Origin of the sequence: Bythopirellula polymerisocia, from assembly GCF_007860015.1 — a bacterium.
GTDB classification, from domain to species: Bacteria; Planctomycetota; Planctomycetia; order Pirellulales; family Lacipirellulaceae; genus Bythopirellula; species Bythopirellula polymerisocia.
Genome location: NZ_SJPS01000003.1, coordinates 1 through 23,885 on the forward strand (window position 1 = coordinate 1; position 23,885 = coordinate 23,885).

Genomic DNA, 23,885 nt, shown 5'->3' on the forward strand with positions numbered 1-23,885 from the left:
GACGACGAGCGATAGGCTGAGTTTGCTCTAAAGCTAGTAACTGGAGGCATTTAGAACCGATTCAGACCTACAATCCAGCGGCCAATTGTTGCTATGGTTGCGTCGTCAAGCTCGGGGCTGGGGGATCGCATAAGCTGGCTTACCGGATAACCCTCTTGGCGTAGCTGTCCGATATCGTGCTTCACCAAAGTGGCGAATGTCGAGTTTTGAGGAATGATAGACAGCACCGCTAATTGGCCAGAAGGTGCATTTTCTGGAATCTGGAGGGTCCGGGGGAGCGGGGCATTATCGGAGATCACGCCGCTGAAAATCCGTCGCGATTTAAAGGCCAGCGCGTAGGCTAATTGGCCTCCCTTGTCCTGGCCAGCCAATACTGTCTGTCGCGGATGAGGCCGGAAGCGGGATGTTGCTAAGCGAGTCAACTGTTCGAGATATTCCAGATCATCGGATTGCCAGCCGGAATCCGCTCCAGGTCGCGCCACAACTAAGATTATTCCTTCCCGTTGACAACTCTCTTGCCAAGATTCGAAAAGTGCCTGCTCTTCGTCTTCCTTGCCTGATCCGAGCCAGATAACCAGTCCCGGGCGCTGTGATTCCGGCGTCTTGGGCTCCAGAAAGTGAGCCTCTTGGGGGAACTCTGGTAATTTGAGCAATTGTGGTTCCAGCGGTTCCATTGGCTGAATGTCACCAATGGTCGCAGACAATTTTGCCAGAATCTGTTCGGGGAGGGTGGATAGCTTCGATTGCAGTGTCAGCTCGTCACTTCCACGCAAGAGCGCTATTTTGACCGCTTCTCCGGGTTGCAAGTTTTGCAGAGCGGCCCGTGCTTCGGGGAGCGAATGTATAGGGTGTATGCCGATTTTTCTGATGCGATCCAGGGGGAGAATTCCTGCCTCTGCTGCAGGGCTTGCTGGCCAAACTTCTCCGACTTCGACACCTTCGTCATCACTGCTGGTCGCCGGTAGGATGCCAAGAAACGAATGGCGAAATGGGGCAAGTTTGTCGGCTAGCGTGATTTCAGAATCAAATTCCTCGGCCGAGTCACCCGTACCGCGTCGCACGGAGAGGGTAACCTTCTCACCTGCATAACGTGGCTTAAGAAGGAACTGCAGTTGCGCCTGGGTTTCGACTGGGGTGCCATTCATGGCGATGATTGTGTCGTTCTGTTGCCATCCTGCTTCTGCAGCTGGTGATGATGGCCACACAGTTGTGATTGTCGGTGGCTCGACGTAGGAACTGCCGGACTTCAGGCCGACTCCCATCTTGCCAGGGAGGAGGTCACTTCCTTTTCGCCAGCGATTAAGAACAGAATTCACATGTTCCAACGGTACGGCGAATCCGATTCCTGAGTCGTAGAACTCTGTTCCAGCGACTTCGCTCTCTGGCCCTGTGCCATCTGACTGCGGAGACATAGGGACGAGCACCCCGTAAACTCGACCACGAATATCCACCAACGGCCCACCGTAGTTGGCCGCCGAGATGTTTGCGTCGGTTTGCACTACTCGGCCTTGCATGCGGTCGAGTGCACTGACGATTCCTAAGGAGACATCAACTTCGTCGGTCTGAAATGTCCGCCCCAGGGCGATGGTCCACTGGCCTACTGCCATTTCAGGGGTAGGAACAGCAGTGGGAACCGGCAAGGGTTCGTCTGCCGACACTTTCAAGAGCACCAGCATGCGATTGAAGTCGCGAGCGACTAGCTCGGCAGGCACCTGTTTGCCGCCGGGTAGTCGCACAAGTATCGAACTGGGCTTTTGCGCAAAGTTAAAAGCGCTAGAAACGATGAATCCGTCTTCGGAGATAATCAGTCCGGTAAGCGGGCCTTGGCTGAGCTGTGTCTTGCCAACACGATCTAGCCCCCCCACCGTAAGTATCTGCACCACCGAATCGGCCACAGCAGCGGTCGCCTGATGAATAGCTGCATCGAGAAGGGCATAATTTTGCTCTGACGCAGGGAGAGTATCCGAGCGCACGAGGCAAAGCCCCCAGGCCAATATCAGCACGTGTGAGAGCTTATTCTTCGGCATGCTCGCCTTCCGCTTGCAGAGTGACTACGACGAGCTCACCATCGCGAAGTAAGCTCACTTCGATTTCCTCGCGCTCGTCATGGTACGTCAGTTCTTCCAGTAATGCACGGCAGGAAGCGATCTGTCGACCTCCAACAAACACGATCAAGTCGTCAGCCCGTAGTCCAGCCTTTTCAGCGGGAGAACCTGTTCGCACGGCGTCGAGGTAGGGAGGGGTAATGGGCAAGACGTCGGGCACAAGTCGCATGCCTAAACGTTCGGTAGTAAGTGACTGCTCAGGTAATTGGGAAGGTGGCTCCCAGGTGGTATCATGCCCGGCAAGCAACTCGTTGACACTTGAGGAGAAGCTAGCCGTCGGGAGTGCGTAGTTGAGCCAGGTTCCTGTGACACGACTCTTGACTTCTTTGCCCAGCAGACCCAGCAGGCGACCCTGCCAATCAACGAGAGCCCCCCCAGCTGCGCCAGGGTTATTTGCGTAGGCATCCACCACATAAACGTTGTCACGATAAACGGTCGCGAATGCACCTCGCCGCGCATCAAGCGGAGCGATCGCTGTGATCGCCCCTTGCAAGACACTCACCGGCTCATCGCCCGTCGCAATGCCGTAAAGATTACTCAATGCCAGAACCCGATCTCCCACTTGGGCTGTCGCTTGATTTTGCAGATCGAAGTGGGGAAACGATTCATCCTCAATTGGAAGTTTGAGCAGGGCAAGTTCACGGATTGGGTCACTACCCAGATACTCTGGCTTGAAACTGCGGCCATCGTCCAGAACGATGGCCAGGTCGTCGGTATCGAGTACATAACTCCGGGCAGTCAGTACATGACCAGAAGGAGAAATCAGAATTCCCGTCTGGTATGCCTCTAGTTGTTTCAGGCCTCCCGCACCGAAAATCTTGACAACCTTGGTCTGCGCTGAACGAATCACATCGGATAGTGGAGTTTCGGCAGCGCACGAAAACATATCTACAACGGACATGACCACCAAAGTGGCCAGCAAAGTCGTGAGCTTTTTAGGTAAGATCAATTCGTTCCCCCCTCTTGTAAGGGGTGATCGCCATCCGTCTGCCAAGAATCTACGCTCAACTCAGCGAAGATCTTGTCGCCATACTTAACTTGCCAGCGTGCCGGTAGTCGCCTGCCAGAGAATTCCGAGAAATCGGCAAAACGAATCTCACAGGGATCAGAGTCATCGGCAGGTATCAGCTCCAGACCCACGAGATCACCATCATCTGGCAGAAACATAAAGCGGATTTCAACTCCACCATGAATCCCCACCAGACAATCGAGTAGTTCACCCTCAGGCCCGGATGGCAACTGCCCCAGGTAATAGACTTCGCCGAATTGCTGTAAGCCTTTGTCGATCATGCGCTGCCAGAGATGCACAGCTAAGAGTAATCCTCCCGAACCGGGAGGACTGAGTTGCGAGTCAAAACCACCGGTGAAGAGTGCCCCCGTCTTACCGGTCGGCATACGCATTTCACCTTGGGTGCCAGTGAGTCGAATTTCAAATCGATCGTCATCGGGGAGCGCACCGGCAAGCTGCCAGTTGGTCCCCATTTTTTCTAGGGCGTTTTTGCCGAGGTAGCTTTCCCAAAGCTGTTTTTGCCGCTGTTGGTTGTACCAATAATTGGCGTAACCGCGGACTTCTTCGTAGCGGGACTGTACAGCTAACGGCAAGTCAGGCTTGTCGGGCATCAAATCGCGGATGTTCGGAAGTGGCGATTCGTCTTCGTTTTCGTCCGGCTTGGGAGGCTTTCCTTCAGGTGGTTCACTTGGTTGCTCGGCCTGTTGCTGGATCAGATCGACTAACTGGGCAGGGTCATGCAGTCCGGGAAGCCGGAGTTGAACTGAGTAGGTCTTTCCATCACGCCGAAACACCAAAGGAACTATCCAATCGCGTGGATAGGTTCCTAGGGCCGTTTTCAGCGCGTTGGCCGTGCGAATCTCCCGACCGGCAAACCTCACTATCTGGTCGTTATAGCGCAACCCACGGCGGTAGGCATCGCAGTCCTCAAGAATATCATCGACAACGACGCGACCAAGCTCCTCGGTAGAGACGGTAAATCCGAGTGATGCGTGGTCAACAATGCGTCCGCTTTTAAGGTGGGTCACAAACCGTTTAATTTGATTTATCGAGATGGCATATCCGACTCCGACGTTTACGCGGCCGCGCTTTTCGAAGGAGCCGCGTCCGTTGATCCCGATCAGGCGTCCTTCAGCGTCAAAGAGTGCCCCCCCGGAGTTACCCGGATTGATGGCAGCATCGGTTTGCAGGCAGTCGGCATACTCCAGCAGCGTTCCCGCAGGATACTGATAGCGGTGGACTCCGGAGATCATGCCCCAACTAATCGAAGGGTGGAATTTATCGGCCAGCAGAAAGGGGTTGCCGGCCGTAAATGCCCAGTCACCGACCTTCACTTGGTCGCTGTCTCCCAACTCTGCAACTGGAAAATCTTCCCGTCCCAAGAGTTGAATCAAGGCGACATCTCCCACAGGATCAACGCCTACGACCACCGCGTCGTAGAGTTGGCCGTCGTTCAACCCACATTTCATCGCCGCGCCGCAAGGGGCGACAACATGAAAATTGGTGAGGGCAAATCCATCTGGCGAAATTAGTACTCCAGAACCACCTCCTTGTCCCGAAGACTCGAAAATCGCCACCGTCGCAGCAGAGGCTTTTGCAATGACTCCCACCCGCTCTTGCTCAATTGCAAGCAATTCTGGCGCAGGATTGGTCGGCGCTCCAGTGGCAACGGATTGCAGAGCGACGCAGAAAAAACCTAAGTGGGTCAAGATACGTATCATTTGACGAATCGCGCCTCCACCAGATGGAGACGATCTCCCAAATCCAGGTTGGAACCGTAGTCCACGTACACTTTCATTAGTCGCTTGCCGGCGATTTCCACATCGATAGGAACTGGGGGCTGATTTCCAGCTATCGTGCTTTCGAATAGGGTCTCCCCATCCGCTTCGACAACGAGTGTGACATTGCCCTGCGCGAGTGTTTCGGGGTCGATTCCTGCGATCGCCACAAAACGGCGCATACCTCGAGGCAGACGATATTCTGACTCGGTGCGGCTGCGCATTGCTAGTCCCTTGCGATATGCTTGCAGGACGCTGCTGTCCCCGTCACCTACCCTGGGCCAAGAAAGTGTTAGTGGCGAGCCTTCAAACGAGGTATCTCGGCGCGGCACGCCCAGTCGTTTTACGTGACTGTCCAATGTCGGGAGTTCGATCAGGGGAGTCCAGTCTTCCCGAATTGGCTTCAGGTCACTGAGGTAGGTTAATTTACCCACCGAGTAGTCCGCGGTTTGAATCGCACCCAGGGGAATCTGCAACGCAATGCCCATAGGAGTCGTGATGCGGAGTTCACCTGCTTCTCGAACAATTTCAACTGCCGGAAGCCGATAACCCTGAGCGAGATTCAGCCAACAGATTGGTACAGCTTGTTGCTTTCGGATTGCATGATAGTAGGTAATCGCGGCAACTTTTGAACGCTTGACGGGAATGGTATCCCCCTCCCAGCCAAAGTTGATTTCTGTGGAAGTGATGTTGTTGATCACTCCACTCAAAAAGTTCATTTCGGCAGAGTCCTTCTTCACAATGACCAACACATCCCCAGTAAAGTCCTTACTCTGCCAGGTCGGCAACCAAGATTCTTTCGAAATGTTCTCATTCGGAAACTCTACAAATCGTATCTGTTCTGTCGGAATCGAGAGTGGACTTGTTGCTAGAAGTGTTTCGACAGTTGCCATTCGCTCAGTAACTTCAAAACGAGAAACTGGAATTCGCGACCCATCGACTAGCTCCAGCGTCATTCCTGCGGCTGTCGGAGCCTTCCTCGAATCTTCAAACTCAACCCGCAAAAGTTCGTTTACTGGGAACTTTACAACTTGAGATGGCTGCCGGAGGGATACGGCTTCGGTTGTCCACTCATTAAGCTTCCCAACTGAATCCGATCCGTCCACAGTAGTTGCAATTGCCGTCGGCGGTTCTTCACTCCGAGCGACATTCATCCCTTGGAGCTTAATGAGTCCGAGCAGACAGCAATAGATTACGACTCTGAACATAGATTCTCTTTTGAAGTGCTACGGCTTTTGTTGCTTGGAATCTTCGTCAGCCAGATCTCGAAAATACTGCTCAATCAATTGCCTGTAGTGAGCTGGGAATTCACGCCCGATCTGCTGCATAGCTTCTTCACGCTCTTTGGGGGGAAGATCTCCCCAACCGGCCTGATGGCCGATATCCTTCTTGTCAACTTTTCCGGGGGCCTTGAGCGAGGGGAGTTGGCTGTCCTGCATCGGAGTAGAACTCTGTGCGGAGCCGCTGCCTGACCCGGATTGCTGTTGCTGCTGCTCTTCGATTTTCTTGATGAGACCATCAAGCGAATCAACGACCCCTTTTTCGACGACCTGGACCTGTTTGCCAGCTTGACCCAAGTTCAAGCGTCGTCGCACATCGTTCATGCGTCGAGAAACATGGTCCAAGGACTCATCCTCCAGGCCGGCAAGATCTTTCTCAACCAGTTCGGCAACCTGACGATAGCGTACAGGAATCGTTTCAGCTTGTTCCAGGAGTTCCACCAAGGCTGCCCGACTTCGATCTGGCTCAACTACTTGATGGTGAGCCACCATACGACAGAACAACAGACTTGCAGGGTCCACCACATCTTCAACTTGCAAGTCACCTAATAAAACTAGAACGTCGTCATACCTTGTGTGCTGTGTTAGCCAGCGCGCTACATAGAGTCGAACATTGTTCTGAACCATTTCCGGGAGCTGACTGGAAGAGAGCCAAAGCAAATCCGGAGGAAGTGGCTCGAAGGACTGTTCATTACACTGAGCCATCAAGTTAGCAATTTGAGGGTTCGTCATCGCAGCAGTTTCAACAACCAAATCCAACATCGCAGGGCCATCCAATTCCCGCAACGAAAGCGATGGCCACAATGACCGGGCTTCCTGAGCCAAGACCGGGTCAGCTGTCGTAGAGTCAATCCAGGTGAAGACTTGCTCTCGAACTGTCTCGTAAGAAGGTGGGTACCAGGAGGGTTCGAATGAGAGCTGGGCGCTTGCGATGGCAGTTGCGAAGAAGCAAGCCAGGCTTAGGATCACAAACAGGCTCAGTCGAATTGTTTTTGGTTTGTCGTTGTGCATGACTAACGATTGACCCCCTGATAGAGATCGCGGGTAGCCTCAAAGATGTGGTGCTGGCGCTCTGCGAGCTTGTCAAGCGCCTCGAGCAGTTCAAGGTCCATTGCTTGTTCACCTTTGAGTATTGAATCGTAAAATTCGGTACGGCGATTCACGCGGTTCTGCAATGCTCGAATCATACGCAATTCGGCTAATTGGTCTACTAGAGGTTGTTCTCCCGGCTGACCTTCTCCGGATTGTTGGCTGGACTGTTTCTCGCGAAGTTCTTTCAGGGCTTGCTGCAAAGCGGCCAGCATTTCCTCCAGAGTTTCAATAATATCCTGTTCTACCGCTTGGGTGATCTTATCAGTCTTGACACTTCTCAGGCGGCTGGCCACCGTTTGCATGTCTTCGCGGACCTGTTGGAGGGCCTCGGGAAAGGCCACCGATGAGCCATCTTCTTTGAGCAGGATTAGTGCACGATCTACTTCCCCGACAATTTGATCTTCTTTGCGACCCAGCGAGGCAGATGCGATTTCGAGCTCATGTTCGGCAGTGCGGCCGATAGATTCTTCGAGTTTAATTGTTTGATCGTAGATATTGTTCTGAGCCTCAAGCATCTTGCGCAAACGCGCCTCTAGCATGACCAACATCCGCTCCATCTCTTCCTCGCGGAGTTGTCGCAGTATCTTTTCCAACTCTGCTTTGGCTTGCTCCAGTTCTCGCAGTGCCTGCTCCTGCTTTTCTACGGCTTCGCTGCGTTGGGCTTCTTTGAGCCGCTCTTGGGCCTGCTGCATTCGTTGTTGTGCCTGCTTGAGTCTCTCTACCGCGCTGTCGGCAGGGCTCTGCTGTTGTTCCTCAGGTGAGTCCTGCGGCGTATCGCTAGATTCTCCTCCCTGGCTCTGGGATGGTTGCCCAGAAGATTTGCTTGGCTTTCCTTCTGAAGGTTTTCCTGAAGATGGTGATGACTGCGCTGGCGAAGATTCAGATGGAGAAGATTCAGATGGAGAAGATTCAGATGGAGAAGATTCACTCGGGGACGATTCACCTGGAGAGGACTCCGAACCTTCTTCGGGTTTTCCCTTGGGAGAGGAAGATCTACTTTCCGGGTTTTCAACCTCGGCACCGCTGGGCGACTTTTTTGAAGACCCTTCGGTCTCGGCAATCGTATCGCCAAGTTTGCCGGCAGAGTCCGCTGTCCGCTGCTGATCGTCGATAAGTTCGTCCTGCGAGTCGCCTCCTGCTGTGCGGGCTTTGATTCCTCGCTGCTGACGAATTAGCTTATTGAGCTCGGCCAGGTATTTCTTGATCCGTTTCGCCTCGGAATCGATCTGTCGGTCGCGGTCTTCCTGGAGCAATAATTCGAGCATCGCCTGCAATTCCGAGTGCAACGTCTTTTGAGTCGCGGTGGCTTCGCTGAGTCGATCTTGCTGTAGAGAGTCGACGATTGTCTGGAACTGTTCGGGCAATTCTTTCTCGCGACTCTTGGCAACCATTTGTCGCAATAGCTCAGCACGGCGAGGCTGAGTCGATTTCGACAATTCTGCTAACCGCCCAGCCAAAAGTTCCAACCGATCGTACTGCTCGGCGAGACTGGCTTCCTTTTCGGCCAGGGGCTCGTTCGCCTCGACCGCTAAAGCAGTGGAGGCAGTCGTTGCTGAAATTAGCACGAGCCAGACGAGTGGCAGACTAAAACGGCGAAGGCGTAAGCGATAGCTCATGGTGTACTCTGATATCACACTTACTGGAAAAAAGTTATTCATCGTCCAAGAGGCTCCGGAGTTTCTCCAGTTGCTTGATGCGTGTCGCCTCGTTCAGATCCTTTTGTTCGGCGACGATTCCACGCAATAACTCCACTAATTCATTGTAACTCTCTAATTCCAGCATTCGGTCTAAAATCCGCTGCATTGCCTCAATTACTACGTCGGATTGGATGATTGCCGCGGATTGGACCCGTGATTTCTCATCTCCCGAGTCGATAACAGCGGGTAGTTCTTGGAGTTGACTCTCAAGTTCCGACATGAGCTTATCAGCGATTTCATGCAACGGCGCAGCGATGTTGTTTTGCAAACGCTCGGTCAATTCTTCGGTGTCAATCCGATTGTTCTGTAGTTCCACGACAATATCTTCAAAACCTTCAGCCACTCCCAAGGTTTCGAATGTTAACTGCGTGATGTTTTGCAAGGCTCCACTGACGCGGAGCTTGTCACGTTCACGGCGCAAGTTTACTTCTTCGTTCTCGAGAGGCTCATCTTCCGTTGATTGGGGTTTAATTTCGATCCGGGTGAGCAAATCATGAGTGGCGATCATCTTTTCATGGATTGCCTCAAAGCGCTGGCGGAGACCCAGTTCGCGCTTTTCCAATAAAGAACGCAATTGGGATTCGGTCACTACGTCAAGCACGAACCGCTGACTCGATCCAACGTGGGGCTCGGACTGCAGGTCGTAAGCATCTTGGGCTTTTACGGAAAGTGTAAGTTGCTGCCCTGGTTCAAGAGGCAGGGCACGCTGCTGCGAATGTTCTGACGTTTCGGCCAGATCCAATCGTCCGAGCTCGGTGTTTTCTCGACCGCTGTAAGCTGAAGTGGAAAGCTTGCGTCGCTGGGGTTCTAGCTTGTCGGTCTGCCCTTCTATCCAGGCAGAAGTTACGGCGTAGTCATCACGAATGGTACCAACGAGGGGAATCGTGGCCTGCGGTGTAACTGCTGTTCCGATGCCTCGTAACTGTACCGAGACCTCGGGGATTTCGTCTGGAATCACCGAAACCATCAGGCGATAGGGTTCTCGATTGCTCACCCCGTCGGTGTCATGGACATCGAGAAGTAAGACACGGTCAGCCTGAGCCATGTCTAAGGGAATTGAAAACCGACGCGGGTTATCCGATGAAAGTTCTGCGATGAGTTCTTCCTTCGTTACCGAATCGTAGACCTGCACTTCGCGGAGGGGCTTATTGATTTCAACTAGGCAAACCGACGAAGTCCCTTGAGGGATCTCCACGCGTCCGCTGAATGGGATTGCCTGAGGAAAGCGTTGCAAGTAGTCAGGGAACGCGCATTCTAGCTCGGTCTTCACGATCTGTGGTCGCTCGACGACATGTAGGTGCAGATCGCGGATGCGATCGTCTCCCCCGATCACGTCGAAGCTGATATCTGCGGCGAGATTTTTGAATTCGTATTGAAAATCCTGCACGTCACCATTACCTGATGCGGCATCGCCAACTTGGGTCATCGAATCACGACCGCGACGGCCATCCGGCAATCGGTAGCGAATTTCTACTTCTGGGGGGGCAATGTGCCCCTCCTGGAGTGAGGCGAGGACATCGAGATTGAAATTGTCGTCACGCGCGACATTCATCGTCCGTTTGCCATCGACTTCGTCGAAACCCACGACCGTCAGTTCCACTTTGCGGGGCCAGGGAACATCTGATAACTGCACCCGTTGTAGAAAAAACTCAAAGGCTTCTGCCTGTAAGAGAGCGAAACCAACTAGCGAGCCGACGAGCAAAATGGCCAGAATTGCTTTCAGTATGAGGGGCCGGTAGCGAAACACCTGACTTAGTTCCACCTGGGAGAGTTTCTGGCTGGCTTCGGCGGAAGTATGTTCGAACAATTCGTTCTGTGTCTGAGAAAATGCTTTGGACTGGTGCTCGCCTTGGATGGTGGTCACCAAACTTTGTTCGATGTGGGGAAAGGTTCGCTCGACCAACAATGCGAGGCTGCTGTCCGAGAGGCGGGCGAATAACCTCGAAAAAAGTGCTTTCCAAGAAACAAACGCTAGCCCGGCGGTGATGCCGAGTCCCATCAGCATGCGTAGTGTCGTCGACGGTTCGAAGTACCAGTCCAAGAATAATGTCAACCAAAAAGCGATGCAGAGGAGAATAACCACTGTTGCGATCCCTTCGAGCAGGACATACCCGCGCACCAGCCACCGCAATGACCGCACCTTGCGGCGGACTATTTTGGGAATCGTAAATGGTAAAGCAACTGTTGACATGTGTTTATTCAAGCAAGTTTCATCAAACGGCGAAGCAACCATTCCAGGCAAAGCGCTCCACAGATAACCCCTAGCAAAATCTTGTTGAGCCACTCGGTAAAGTCACGATCTGGCGTGCCGTGAATGATGCGAGTTTCCGCACGACTTTCGATCAATTCGTCGATTGCACGCGAGTCGTTTTCTCCGAGGATAGCTTCATCTAAGCTGGTGTAGTATTTGCCTTTCGACACTTTTGCCAGTTGCGAAAGCAATTCATCGTTGCGCTGGGGGTTTTCAAACTCCAGGTCCGGCAAGATCGCTTGAATCCGGCGGACCAATAGATCGTCGATTGTGTCGGGCACGGCAAGTTCAATGCGAAAGGAGCCAGCCTTATTGACAGTGAACTGACCGATAAAATTCCCTGGGCGACTCTTGTCGGCTTTCAGCAGGAGTTTCTGTCCCTTACCCTGATCACCCACAACTCTTGCTAGTACACTGTCGGCCAGGAGTGGTTCGCGGCTTGCTGCCAGAAGTTGTGCCCTGACGATCACTTCGCTGCCTACCGTGTATCGGTCTTGTTCGACAAGCAGACGACCTCGCGTGGATCCTTTGAGGAGTCTGCCCTGGCTGATATGGCGTATGAGGCGGGTTGTGAGGACTTCAAAGTAACTTGGATCCAGCGCCCGCAGTCGCCACAGCTCGCCGCTTCCTAGATAAAAAACTCGTCCGCCACCATAAAACTGTTCAGCCATGTAGACTGGATACTCTGCGGTAATACTTGCGTCGGGATCGCCATAGTAACCCAAGACTCTTGCTCCTGGCTTGGGACCCTTCACAGCATAGCAACCATAAACACCGGGAAATTCTGCCCAAAGCAGGCCGCTTTCTGCCGCGTTCTCAGTAAGCGAAAGAAAGTCTGCTTCCTCTCCCTCACGGGTAAACAGAATAGGCCAGGGGGTTTTCGAACCGTAGAGACCGTCGTCGAGCAATGTCAACCTGCGCTGAAACTCTACGGGGTAGAGAGACCGAATCTTGGCGTGCTCGGGGCTTTGTGACCAACTCAATGTGTAGATAGGCCCCGCTACGACAATCAAGCCCCCTGCCTCTTCAGCGACCCAGGACTCCAGGAGATCAACCTGGCGGGCATCGAGGAATTCCCAGTTGGGATCAAATGCCACGATACAATCGTAGTCATACAATTCCTCTTTCGTTTGTGGAAAGCCGTGCAATATCTGATCCGCCTCTTGAGACAGGCCACTCGTGGCCGATTGCACCCAGACATCGACTTGCATATGTCGATCTCTGAACAACTGGTTCCGTAGGAACTGGTAATCACGGCTTGCTCCTCCGGCAATGAGTAGTACTCGTGTACTTGCTTCGACAACCTCTACCTCTACCTCCCGTCGATTGTCGCCCGCATATTGATCTCCCTGGGGGGCAACGACCTTGAGTTCCAAGATCAAACTGCCGATGGCCGCGGGCTCGATTTCAAATTCCACGGGGACGACTTGTTGTTCGTCGGTGAAAGTGACATTCTTTTCTTCGACCAGCGTGCTGAGAGCATTTTGCGAATCGGCTTCACGAGCGAATAGTTGCACGTGCACTGAGCGGCCCGCAAAGCCTTCTCCCTGCACGATGCCATTAATAGTGGTACGATCCTCAGGATAAACGCGAGCGGGAGCGTTGAGCTCTTGAATTCGCACATTTCGACGTGGCTCATTGGATCCAATTCCTACGGTGTAAATCGGCACCGAGGAGCGTTGCTCTGAGTCGAACAACGAGAGCGCATCAACTCCCGTGTTCTGATCGCCATCGGTGATGACGATCACACCGGCGAGCTGGCCTGTTCGCTGTTTCTTCAATGTATTTCGTAGAGCATCACCAAGCCGGGTTTCCCTGCCGCGAGGTTCGAGCATCACCGACCAATCGAGTTCTTCTGTGTTATCGGCTTCAACTTGTGGAAGCTGAGGGTCGAGAGTAGTTCGGGTCCAGCTTGCCACAGGATGAGATTCTCGATCAAAAGTTATCAGCTCCACTTTGTGCTTCTGACGCAAGGCTGCCAGGAATTCAGATTCCTTCAATGATTTCTCGACGGCTTTGCCTCGCGATACAGACTGCCCCTCGGCATTCTGTAAATCGGCAACCGACATACTCTGGCTGGTATCGACAAGAATGGCGACCTGTGAATCTGAGACGACTTGCTGATCAATCCGCTTTTCGAGGCCCAAGAAGAAAAGAATCGCTCCCAGCCAAGCCGTGATTCGCAAGACCGGAAAGAGAACTCGCAGCCAGGGAGAGAGTGACACGCTCTCCCGACGATAGAGCCAAGTCACACAAGCAATAATTAGTAACACGCCCACCGCCAACAAGAACCATAGCAGGCGAGGATCGTCAAACTGGTCGACTCTTCGCAGATTCCAAGTGACAAACTCGCGAGCAACATCGCTCGACCCAGTCGCGGCCGAGAACATAGATTGCACGAGCATCATCGACTGACTCCCTTCACTCGACCATGGTAACTTGCTCTATAAGCGAGCCACTGCTCAGCCACCAGGGCCGCGAGAAGTAATGCCAAAAGAGTATCACCGAGTCGGAAGCCGGCAAGTTGCTCATCGGCTGCCGTGAGTTGCGAGGCGAGCGAATACTGGTAGTCGATAGCTTCGAGTTGGGTAGCCAATTTATCGCGGTCAAGTTGGTTCAGATCTCCCTCAACCGAGTCCACGTTAACCGCGACGAGCTTACGGTCGGCTTCCTGCTGCAGAGGGGACAGTTCGAACTGCCAAACACCACTGACTTTGCTGAGGCCAGCATCAACCAAATAGTTGCCTGACTCGGCGCGGGCCGAAAGGTTAATGACTTCTTCTTGCCCACTCCGCGGCACCCGAACCATCACTTCTGGCTTGTATTCTGCTTCAGGGAGAGTGAAGCTCAGTTGGCTTCCTACTTCCTGGGTATCGAAATCGCGACGTGCAGAAGTCAAATAGCCCGCAAGTTCATTGGCAAAAACCGGGAAGACCGGATTCACACACCAATTACTCCATACTCCAAGAGAAGTCGGTTCGGGAGAGAGTTTGCAGAGTTGCACCACGACATGGCCCTTGCCCAGTTGCTTTTCGACAACGAATGGCGCGTCGTTCCGCAATCGAGCAAGTACTCTTATTTGTTCAGGGCTTTCTCCGAGGCCGGAGATTGCATAATAAAAGTTCACCCTCGCTACGGAGAGAAAACTGTTTCGCTGGCCTGCGAAAATACGAAAAACTGGATGGTCCTCGACCGAGACATCGGGCGTTTCTTCATCACCAACACTGAGCAGTTGAGTAGGCACATCGAGTTCAACGGGTATCAACCCCGTCCCATCACGATAGAGCCGCTCGTTATAAAAGGACGGCTGAACATCCGGCCCAAGGAATAGGGCGACTCCCCCTCCAGCTCGCACGTAGTCCTCCAATGCGGTGACTTCGGTTTCATCCAGGCGAGGAACATCGAGCAGAAAAATGGCAGCAAAATTGTCAAGCTGATCGTGGTTCCTGAGAAAGCTTGGCGGTTCGACCCGAGGACTCCAACCCGGTTTGGCCGAACCACCGGGACTCAAAGCGGTGCGGAGGTAATAGGCATCATCACCTGCTCCCGAGCCGTCGATCACAAGCAGCGGAAAACTATTGGGCACATCGCAAGCAAAGTAGCGGGAATTGTCGGTTGCCAAGGCGTCGCCGGGCAACTGAGCCGTGACTTGATGCGGACCAGCGTCAGGAAAAGCAACGCGAAAACGCCGGGTGACCGTTTGCCCAGGGCCAATCTCGTCGAATTCAACCGCAGGCAGTTTCTGACCATCTTGCGTCACTGCTACAGGCACAGCCACCGCTTGCTTATCGCTGAAATTGGTTACGCCAAGTTCCATCCAAGTCTCAACACCTGCCGCGCGAATCCCCGCTTCTGGCTCCAATTTACTTATAGCCAGATTAGGGTGGGTTTGGTTAATACATTGAACCAATTGCAGGTCAGCGACTTCCTGACGGAGTTGCCCCAATAGTTGCTTGGTTTGATTATTATCTAACCATTGGCGGCTGCGAAAATCAGAAATGACATAGAGTATTCGCGATTCACCAGGCTCTCTTTCCGGCAAGGCCAGCGCTGCTTGAAATGCCTCGCTGGGCCCCACTGCAGTTTCTGTCACCGATTCACTTTCTAGATAGGAATTGACTTCTTCAATAACGCCACGGTCGAGAGACCTACTGGCGAATTCCATTTCCTTTCCCGCTGAAAGATCGGTGGCAACGGAAAAACGTAGGAGTGTCAACTTCTGGGTTCCCGGATTGGCTGTGGCTTGTTCCAGAATCTGGCTGACAGCACCTTTGGCCTCATCCCAGCCAGTGGTATCCTGAGAGCGGTCCGACATCGAATAACTGTCATCGACCAATAAGACATGATGCGTGACGCCGCTTCCCAAGAGGCTTCCCCATTGGGACATAAGGATGGGGCCTGCCAACATTAGTACCACGAGAGCAATCGCCGTGGTTCGCAGCATAAGCAAAAGTAGCTGTCGCAGCATGATCCATTTTTTGTTTCGCTTCTGGCTTTCGAGCAGGAAATCCATAGCCGCCCAATTCACGCGCTGATGCCGGCGTAGGTTGATCAGATGGATCACCAACGGCAAGGCCACCAAGGGGAGGCCAATGGTCAACAGTGATTGAAACAAAAAACTCAAAACGGTACGTCCTCAGTAACACTCAGTCTGGATTGAAGGTCAGCGCATTCGCTCGGCTGCTGTGCGGTAACACAAAAAGGCTGCCAGTGCCGCATCCAGCGGGTCGCTCGTGCGAATGAGTGCATAGTCGATTTCATGTTTAGCGCAGCCATGCCGCAGGTCCGATAGGAATCGATCAAGCGCTGCTAGATATCCGTCACGCAGAGCGCGAGGGTTGCAATTCAAATGGTCGGGTAGTTCCAGCCCCTCAAATCGCGTGGGACCATCGAATGGGAAATCTAGCTCATCATCATCCATGATGTGAAGCACCAGTACGTCGTGTCCCCGCTGTCGCAATAGGCGCAAGCCTCGCAAGGTTGACTGAACGTCCCCCAATAGATCGGAGACAACGACCATCATTCCACGCCGAGGGCTGCTTTCCGCAATTTCCCGTAGCACCGCTCCGGCATCAGTCTTCTGGTCGGGCTTGTTCGCATCCAGAGTCCGGACGATCGAGTGCAAGTGTTTCTGCGAACTATTCAGCGGAGAACGCGCTCTAATGTGGTCATCAAACGCGATGCAGGCCACTGAGTCGTGTTGTTTGAGCAACAAATACGCCAGGCTCGTGGCAGCCGTCGCGGCATACTCGTACTTGTTTAAGGGGCCTTTGCCATATTGCATGCTGGCCGAGACATCGACCAACATCGTACACCGCATGTTGGTCTCTTCTTCAAACTGCTTGACGTACAACCGGTCTTGTTTCGCCCAGACCTTCCAATCGACATGGCGCAGATCGTCGCCAGGAACATATTGTCGATGCTGTAAGAACTCCACAGACTGTCCGAAGTAAGGGCTGCGATGCATACCGGTCTGGAGCCCTTCGACGATGTGCCGAGCGCGGAGTTCGAGTCGACTGATTCGCCGGATGGCTTCAGGATGCAAAAATCGCTTGGAATCGGGCGTCATTTGCGAATTCATCCTCCTGGGTCGGGGTGGCGTCGAGCAGAGAAGAGATCACATCATCTGACGTGATGCCATCGCTTTCAGCAGCAAAGTTTACGACGATCCGGTGTCGTAGGACGGGTTTGGCTAAGGCCTGAATATCGGCCACTGTGACATGCGACCGGCGATTCATCAGGGCCCGTGCCTTGGCACCAATTATCAAGAATTGCACAGCCCGAGGTCCGGCTCCCCATGCCAGTTGATCGGCAATGAAATCGGGGACCCCTTCTTCGCTCACACGAGTCTGACGGACTAGCGAAAGCGTATAGCGAATGACATGGTCCGACACGGGTACTTCTCTAACCAATTTTTGCAGAGCGAGGATTTCCTCGGGTGCAACGACGGGTCTGATCGAGTCGATGAGCGTTGAGGTCGTGCGACGCGCTACCTCAAACTCTTCGTCAAAACTAGGGTACGTCACCAACACCTTGAACATGAACCGATCTTGCTGGGCTTCGGGAAGAGGGTAAGTTCCCTCTTGCTCGATCGGATTCTGCGTGGCCAACACAAAGAAGGGGTCAGACAGTTGGTGTCGCACGCGCCCGACCGTCACCTGGCGTTCTTGCATCGCTTCGAGCAAGGCGGCCTGGGTCTTCGGTGGCGTGCGATTGATTTCATCTGCCAGGATAATGTTGGAAAAAAGTGGTCCTTCGAGAAAACGGAGATCTCGCTGGCCAGTCGAGCGATTTTCCTCAATGATGTCGGTCCCTGTGATATCAGCAGGCATCAAGTCGGGCGTGAACTGGATCCGGCTAAAGGAAAGGTTCAAGCAGCGCGATAGGGTACTAATCAATAAAGTCTTCGCTAGACCAGGTACGCCTTCAAGCATGCAGTGGCCACGGCTGAAAAGGCTGATCAAGAGTTGATCAACGACCTCATCCTGACCCACAATGACTTGCTTTAATTGCTGACGAATATCGTCGATCGCCGTGGCCAGTCGCTCGATAACCTGACCGTTTTCGTGTACCGATTCGGGGGAATTCATTCGGGGTGTAGCCTCTTTCCATTTACTAAGAAAACAAATTCGAACTATCGCTGATAGATAGGCAAGGATGCCTTATCGAGTTGCAAGATAATCAGGTTGAGCGCCGTTGTGTAAACCGGACCAACCATTCCCTGCTCCCAAACGGCGACCGTATCCTCACCTATTTTCAACAACTTTACTTCTCTCAAGAGTCGACGGGAGATGGAGTCCAAATAGTCCTCCCACTCTTCTCCTCCTTGACGATACTCAACTTGCGAATAGTAAAAATGGGCGTAATGCCAATGCCCAAAACTATCTTGCACGTCCGGCTTCAAGTTCTTCTCGCAATATTCCAACATGCGGGGAACGAATTCATCATCGTATTGACCTGCATTATACAAACAGGCGATCGCCGCCGCGGTGATCGCTGGACGACTGCCGCCCCCTTTGGAACTATACTGTACGCCGCCATCGCTTAACGTGCAGCGATGGATATACCCGATTGCCTTATCGATAATTTCTTTCGGTACAGCTATTCCGGCGTTACGGCAGCCGCGCAAACCTTGGACTTGTGTGATGGTTGTGGAGCCTTCGTCGAACCCGCTTCCATCTTTAGCACTAACGTATCCCCAACCTCCGGCATTAGTCTGAGCCTGGCCGGTAAAGACCACCGCCTGAGATAATACGCGAATAAGATCCTCACGGCGTTCGATATCTTCCTCCTCACCGAGAATCTGTGACAGAAATAACATGGCAAAGCCATGGCCATAGGTGTAGCGATCGTCATCCTGGTCCCCAATGAGTCCGTTGGGTCGACTTCGGCGGACGAGAAAGTCAACAGCACGGCGCAAGTTTTCCGAGTACTTTCCTTGGGTCGTGGTTGAGCCTTCGCATAAGAAAGCCAGTCCGGCCAATGCAGTCATCGCTGCGGGATAGCGGCCCTGTGCCGACCAATGCCCGAGCTTCTCTTGTTGGAATGCCAGCCAGTCCAGGCCTTGTTCGACGCGTTCTTTCACCTGCGGGGAAGTGTTACCGGAAACAAGTGTTGGAGGACAGCAAGCCAGTACGATGATCGGCACCAATGCCCAACGCCACTTTCTCGCAAGAAGCGATATGTCGATTGAAATTGGTTTGGCTTGGAAGTTCATTGTGGCTGGTGATCTCTGATGGGCTCGATCTGAGCAGGGGTAATCCGTTAGTAATTTATATCCCTGCATCTAAAAGAAGAAAACGGCGGTTCGCAATGGTACTGAATATCTCGGTGCTATTCGGCCTTAGCTTCCTTGCCAAAGCCTTTCAAATATGCGTTCCAGACCTTGCGAACCCCGCTTGTCACCTGCATTGGTTTCTACGGTGGCGGGAGGCTCTGGAGGACGCGGCAAATCAGTGAATTTCAGTTTTACCGTACGACTCACCATTTCCAGCGTAACTTCATGAGCTAGTTCATCGGCCGATATGAGGCACAGATTCCCAGCATTCTGCATTCCCTCGTCGGCAAACAACATCCTCCCGGACGCCTTCTCTAAAACCAAAATGCTGGCCAAGGGCTTGGTTCCCCGGCCGTCCTGACCATGATAAAAACCCGCAAAGGAGATCACTGGTGAGTCCATCGGTTGAGACAGCATCAGGGATTGTTGACGAACTTCGGCAGGTCGCGACCACATGGGTGCCCCAGTGGAGATATTGAATGCCATGAGGTCGCCATCGAATGCGGCTGAGTCTGCGACATTAAACCAGTTTCGGTTTTCCTTCGCCTGAGACTTTGGTTTACGCCCGGTGGCAACAACAAAGGTTTCTGATCCGACAAAGAGATAGAGCTTTTTTGCTAAAGTCTGTTCGCTACCGAGATAGTCAACTAAAACCTTGCCGTCGTAGGCATCCACAATCTGATAGTGCCCATCAGGCTCCACGATTGCGATATAACGTCTCTGCTCGATATCAATTTTGGAACCAGCGGGATACACTTTCTTCCAGTTCGTTTCTCCAGATGACGCGTCGAGTGATTCTAATTCAAATCGACCCGCTTTCGTCCGCTGCCAGGAAAAGACATCCGTGCCGTGCGTAGCCAGTTGGTCCCGCCAGAGTGGGATTTCAACCTGTCCCAGTTCACGCCCGTCCATCAGGTTGTAAACCTGAGCTTTTGTGCTCGAGTCTTCCACGGCGATTACTACCCGATCGTTGCCAAAAAGATTGCAGGCGTTCGGAGTATCTTTGCGAGACCATTGGGGCTCACCGGTTAACGGATCAACACAATGCAGCCCTCTCTGATCCTGATAGACAAACCTGTCCCGCGTTAAGGGGCCGATAACGCCGATCCATTTACCATCGACTTGGACTCGCGGTGTGCCAGAAGAATAGGGAATAGCCATTTCGGTACGGACATTGTAGCCCCCATAGACCTGTCGTTGACTCGGATTTCGAAGAACTCGCTTCCGCCACAAGACGGCATCTCCGTTCTCTGAGCGGGGAGCGAGTGTATCCACGGCGACAATTAATTGGCCGAGAGAGAGGATCAATAGATTGCCCCTAGCCACTCCATACACACCTCCGTGGAAAACTTGGCGTTCTTGCTCTCCCAGTATCTGGTGCGACACCTCATTTCCTAGCTGGTCATGAATCCTTAATTCTGCAATTCGCGAAGAATAGAAGATATTGCAGTGGCTCAAAAGTTCGTCTCCGTGTTCGAGACGTACCTCTGCCAAAGGAGAACGAACGTTCACTCGGGGGTTAACTGCTGACTTAGTAGTAAGTGGAACATCGACTTGCACCTTGCCATACGGCCAAGGTAAGCCTTTTACATTATCAAGGCCGGTCCAGCTCTCGACACATTCTCTGCCAGTCTTGCCATCGAGGCATTCGAGATTTGCGAGTGGACCCGCCAAGGCTCGATCGTACGGAAGTGCCAATCGATCAAACTTGGCTTCATGGAGTATCTTGGCAAAGCTCGCTATGGTTTCACCATCGAGTGTAGAGATCGCTTCGGGTGTGTTGGGAAGGGAAGCGTAATCCACCAACCATTGTTGTGCAGCTAACAACTGGTCCTCTTGCATATGCTTACGAGCCATTTCATGGGCTGGTCTCTCAGCAATCTCATCAATGCCACCGAAACTGGCAAGATAAATCGTCAAATCTGGTTCCCGTTGATCGGAGTCCAGTTTTGATCGAACCTCTACCAATCTAGAAGCGATGTCTTGCCGTAATTCCGCAGTGGCAAGCTGCCATATCAATGCAGTCTGCGCCTTCAGCCAACTAGTTGTACTGGCTAGGTAATCAGAATCCATTTGATGTAGTTCGCCGTTGTAGAGATTACCATTGAAGATCTCGAGGCAGACTTCGAATGCCTCCTCGAGTTTGTCTAGCTCTACGAGACCACTAGCTTCGAGGCGTTGAAGTTTCTGCAGTTGTTCTGGAGAAATTGCCAGCAATTCTCGCAGTTTAGGAATGCGATCTCGATAGGTGGAATAATTTTTTTCGATTGCTTCCAGCAGGCACTCAGCGAGCACTTCATGGGTCCGTAGATTTTCTGGAGAAATCGCATCTGATTTTTCCAGGTATTCTATGGCTTTCGCCAGTTTCCCCTCGTTGTAGGTAATCTCCCCGAGAGTGCGAAGTGCCTCAGAGTCGGAAGGGTTTTCTGCGAGTTTCGTTTCCGTCATCCGGCGCAGAACCTCGATTTGATCGAAGCATTCCAGAAATCGACCACTCTGTGACAAAATAGCTCCGCGATGAGAAATCAGATTACCCAGAATCGCTCCAGAACGAGCAACTACCTTTTCGGCTATCTTGCCGTTTGCTAATTCAACCGCGATCACTTGTCCATTAGATAACGGAAGGAAGTATTTTTCTGAGCTAAGAAAGCCTCGGCCACTTGGGTTTGCTCCGCTTGGCAGAGGCATTTCCTGTTGTTCCCATACCGGGCGACCTTCGAGCAAGGAAACCGCAAATAGACTCTGATTGCCTACGATTAATACCTTTCCCTTGTCGACGCCGGCAACGAAGATTCCGTCCTCACGTTGTCTCTCCCACAGCAGCTTCCCGGTCGACAATTCGAGACAGTAGATCGAATCTGATTCAGGGGGAGAGAGCAAAACACAGCCTTCTGCCAAAATCACACTTCCATCGATCCATTTTCCAGTTGTCTCACGAGTTCGTCCTCGAGATCGCCTTAGGTACTCCAATGCTGTGCGATTATTTTCATAGCGAAAATGCCAGGCGAATGAATTTTTTTCGAGATTGAACCCCACAAGCACACCAGCCGCAGTGGGACATACCATCATGCCTGCATCATACGAAGGGACCGCACCTTGCATTCGACGTTGCGGATCAAGTGGTATTCCCGCATGTAAATCCGCTAGTTGTTGTAGCCACTTTAGTTGGCCCGTCTGACGATCTATCGCCACCAGATGAACCGAACTCTTGATCTCGGCTAGACAGTAGAGAAGTTCGTTGACCGAAATTGGGGCCCCTAGGAAAAAGGCTCCTGCCAATTCATCTTTTCTAGCAGCTCCGTCGATTTCCCAGACCAGTTTTCCTTGCGTCGCCAATTCATATGCGCACAAGCGATTCGTAGATTCTGAGGTTTGTCCAGGTGTTCCACCGCCTCGGAATGGCAACGCCCAGATGTCGTTATCTGCGAGCTGTGCAATTGAGAGGTCTCGAATGACGAAAACACGATCGCCATCGCTACTAATCGAGTTGTAAAGATAATCGTTCCAAATTCGATGCGAAAACGTTTGTGCTAAATCCAGGTTGGGTTCGTTCAGTGAATTCTCTTCATTGAGACTCAAGAGCTCCTCGAATTCCGCAACTCGCTGTGGCTGAGTTTGCCATATCCGCTTACCAGTACCGAAATCAAAAGCGACCACATTGTGAGCAGTTGTGGTTATGATTGTATTTCCAACTGCCAAGGGTACCCCAGCCGGCGGGAGTGGCATCTGACGCTGTTCGAGCGAGACCAAGAGATCATCGTAGACTTCTTCAAATTGCGGGCGATTCAATAATCTTGCCTGCCAGCGAACTCGCGTATGAGGAAGACCTCCATCACTTCTACCGTTGCGAGCAGTGTTTCCTCCAGATAGCAGCCATTCCTTTTCAAAGGGCGTTTGTAACTGATCTGGAATGCCAATCCCCTCTTCAAGCCAGTTGACCGTATTGCTCGTGAGTTGTTTTTCTTGGCCGCCTATAACTACCTTCTGACCCTTTGCTCCAGAAGAAGCCGCAACTTTACTCAAAAGAGTTTCAGCTCGCTCTGTGTTTCCGATAGCGATCCAACTTTGAGCGGCAAGTAAGCTAAGTTGGGGATTTAAAGTGGCGGCTGCCCGAGGAGTGTCCAGCAATTGTTGATAAAGTATAACGGCAGATAGGTGGCGGCCCGTGTCGGCTTCGTGTTGTGCTAACAAGATCGCAGCATCAAAACCTGCTGAAGTATAAAAATAGCGCTGAGATACTGTTCGAACTTGCCCAAAATCTCCTGCCGAGATCGCTTCGCTCAATTTTTTCCGAGCTAGTGGTCCAAACATGGACTCATAGAATTCAATCCCCTCAGGAGAAAGATCGCGAATCATGTTGCTCGCAGTTTCTTTCAGACCACGATAACTCCCCGGATCGGAAGTCGTGACAAAGGAATCTTGAGCATCGGCCAAGACTTCGTCCAGAAAGCGAATGGCCTGCGAAAACTCACCACTGGCAATCCGCTCTCGCGCACGCTCGATACCACGCGAGAGCTTGCGATCGGAATATAAATCGACTGTATCTGATCCCGATTCGGAAGAAACAACGAGTGGTTGTTGGGCAGACCCCATATTGCAGAAAGTAACTGCCGAGAAGAATGCGAGGACAATCAAGATAAGTCGCGTAACACTCGCTCCATCGATACAGATCTCTCGCAAAAGAGTCTTATTAAGTCTGAATCTCATATTCTGATGCACCAATCCTTACGATCGACTTGAACCGACTAATCGAACAAGTGTCAGAGGACTGGTTTCCCTTAGAAGTAGGATTCTAGGGATTGGACCAGTCGTGTTTAGCTGAGAATTAGACGTTTCTGGCACTAAAATCGTTCCGATCCTCCCAAAACAGGGTAAATCCATGCCGCGGGAGTGTAC

At 52.4% G+C, this 23,885-nt stretch carries 13 protein-coding genes; all 13 read right to left on the reverse strand.

The annotated features are described in order from the left end of the window. Positions 1 to 50: 50 nt before the first annotated feature. Positions 51 to 2,027: a PDZ domain-containing protein gene (locus Pla144_RS09575; RefSeq protein WP_146450462.1), complete on the reverse strand. Its 1,977-nt coding sequence runs from the start codon at positions 2,025 to 2,027 to the stop codon at positions 51 to 53. Continuing rightward, positions 2,014 to 3,054, reverse strand: coding sequence for a S1C family serine protease (locus tag Pla144_RS09580; protein WP_231936287.1), 1,041 nt, complete (start codon positions 3,052 to 3,054; stop codon positions 2,014 to 2,016). The genes Pla144_RS09575 and Pla144_RS09580 overlap by 14 nt, the downstream gene beginning before the upstream one ends. Continuing rightward, positions 3,051 to 4,835 (reverse strand): S1C family serine protease, encoded by a 1,785-nt coding sequence (locus Pla144_RS09585; RefSeq protein WP_146450463.1) that lies wholly within the window; start codon positions 4,833 to 4,835, stop codon positions 3,051 to 3,053. Before Pla144_RS09585 ends, Pla144_RS09580 begins: the two co-directional genes overlap by 4 nt. After that, the gene (locus Pla144_RS09590) at positions 4,832 to 6,100 is read right to left on the reverse strand and encodes an NPCBM/NEW2 domain-containing protein (RefSeq protein ID WP_146450464.1); all 1,269 of its coding nucleotides are present in this window, start codon (positions 6,098 to 6,100) and stop codon (positions 4,832 to 4,834) included. Before Pla144_RS09590 ends, Pla144_RS09585 begins: the two co-directional genes overlap by 4 nt. An 18-nt stretch (positions 6,101 to 6,118) precedes the next feature. Then, positions 6,119 to 7,183 carry a hypothetical protein gene (locus Pla144_RS09595; protein WP_146450465.1) on the reverse strand — a complete coding sequence of 355 codons (1,065 nt, stop codon included), beginning with the start codon at positions 7,181 to 7,183 and terminating at the stop codon, positions 6,119 to 6,121. 2 nt (positions 7,184 to 7,185) lie between these two features. Continuing rightward, positions 7,186 to 8,922 (reverse strand): hypothetical protein, encoded by a 1,737-nt coding sequence (locus Pla144_RS25670; protein ID WP_231936288.1) that lies wholly within the window; start codon positions 8,920 to 8,922, stop codon positions 7,186 to 7,188. Continuing rightward, positions 8,915 to 11,152, reverse strand: a complete 2,238-nt coding sequence (locus Pla144_RS09615; protein ID WP_146450469.1) for a DUF4175 domain-containing protein — start codon at positions 11,150 to 11,152, stop codon at positions 8,915 to 8,917. Before Pla144_RS09615 ends, Pla144_RS25670 begins: the two co-directional genes overlap by 8 nt. Positions 11,153 to 11,160: 8 nt before the next feature. Beyond that, positions 11,161 to 13,620: a vWA domain-containing protein gene (locus tag Pla144_RS09620; protein WP_146450470.1), complete on the reverse strand. Its 2,460-nt coding sequence runs from the start codon at positions 13,618 to 13,620 to the stop codon at positions 11,161 to 11,163. Next, positions 13,617 to 15,836, reverse strand: coding sequence for a BatA domain-containing protein (locus Pla144_RS09625; protein ID WP_146450471.1), 2,220 nt, complete (start codon positions 15,834 to 15,836; stop codon positions 13,617 to 13,619). Before Pla144_RS09625 ends, Pla144_RS09620 begins: the two co-directional genes overlap by 4 nt. A 39-nt stretch (positions 15,837 to 15,875) precedes the next feature. Then, positions 15,876 to 16,781, reverse strand: coding sequence for a DUF58 domain-containing protein (locus Pla144_RS09630; RefSeq protein ID WP_146450472.1), 906 nt, complete (start codon positions 16,779 to 16,781; stop codon positions 15,876 to 15,878). Beyond that, complete coding sequence (locus Pla144_RS09635) at positions 16,747 to 17,802, reverse strand: AAA family ATPase (RefSeq protein WP_146450473.1); 1,056 nt, start codon at positions 17,800 to 17,802, stop codon at positions 16,747 to 16,749. The genes Pla144_RS09630 and Pla144_RS09635 overlap by 35 nt, the downstream gene beginning before the upstream one ends. A 44-nt stretch (positions 17,803 to 17,846) precedes the next feature. Beyond that, positions 17,847 to 18,929, reverse strand: a complete 1,083-nt coding sequence (locus Pla144_RS09640; protein WP_197530548.1) for a prenyltransferase/squalene oxidase repeat-containing protein — start codon at positions 18,927 to 18,929, stop codon at positions 17,847 to 17,849. A gap of 126 nt (positions 18,930 to 19,055) precedes the next feature. Next, positions 19,056 to 23,696, reverse strand: a complete 4,641-nt coding sequence (locus Pla144_RS09645; RefSeq protein WP_146450474.1) for an outer membrane protein assembly factor BamB family protein — start codon at positions 23,694 to 23,696, stop codon at positions 19,056 to 19,058. Positions 23,697 to 23,885: the final 189 nt, after the last annotated feature.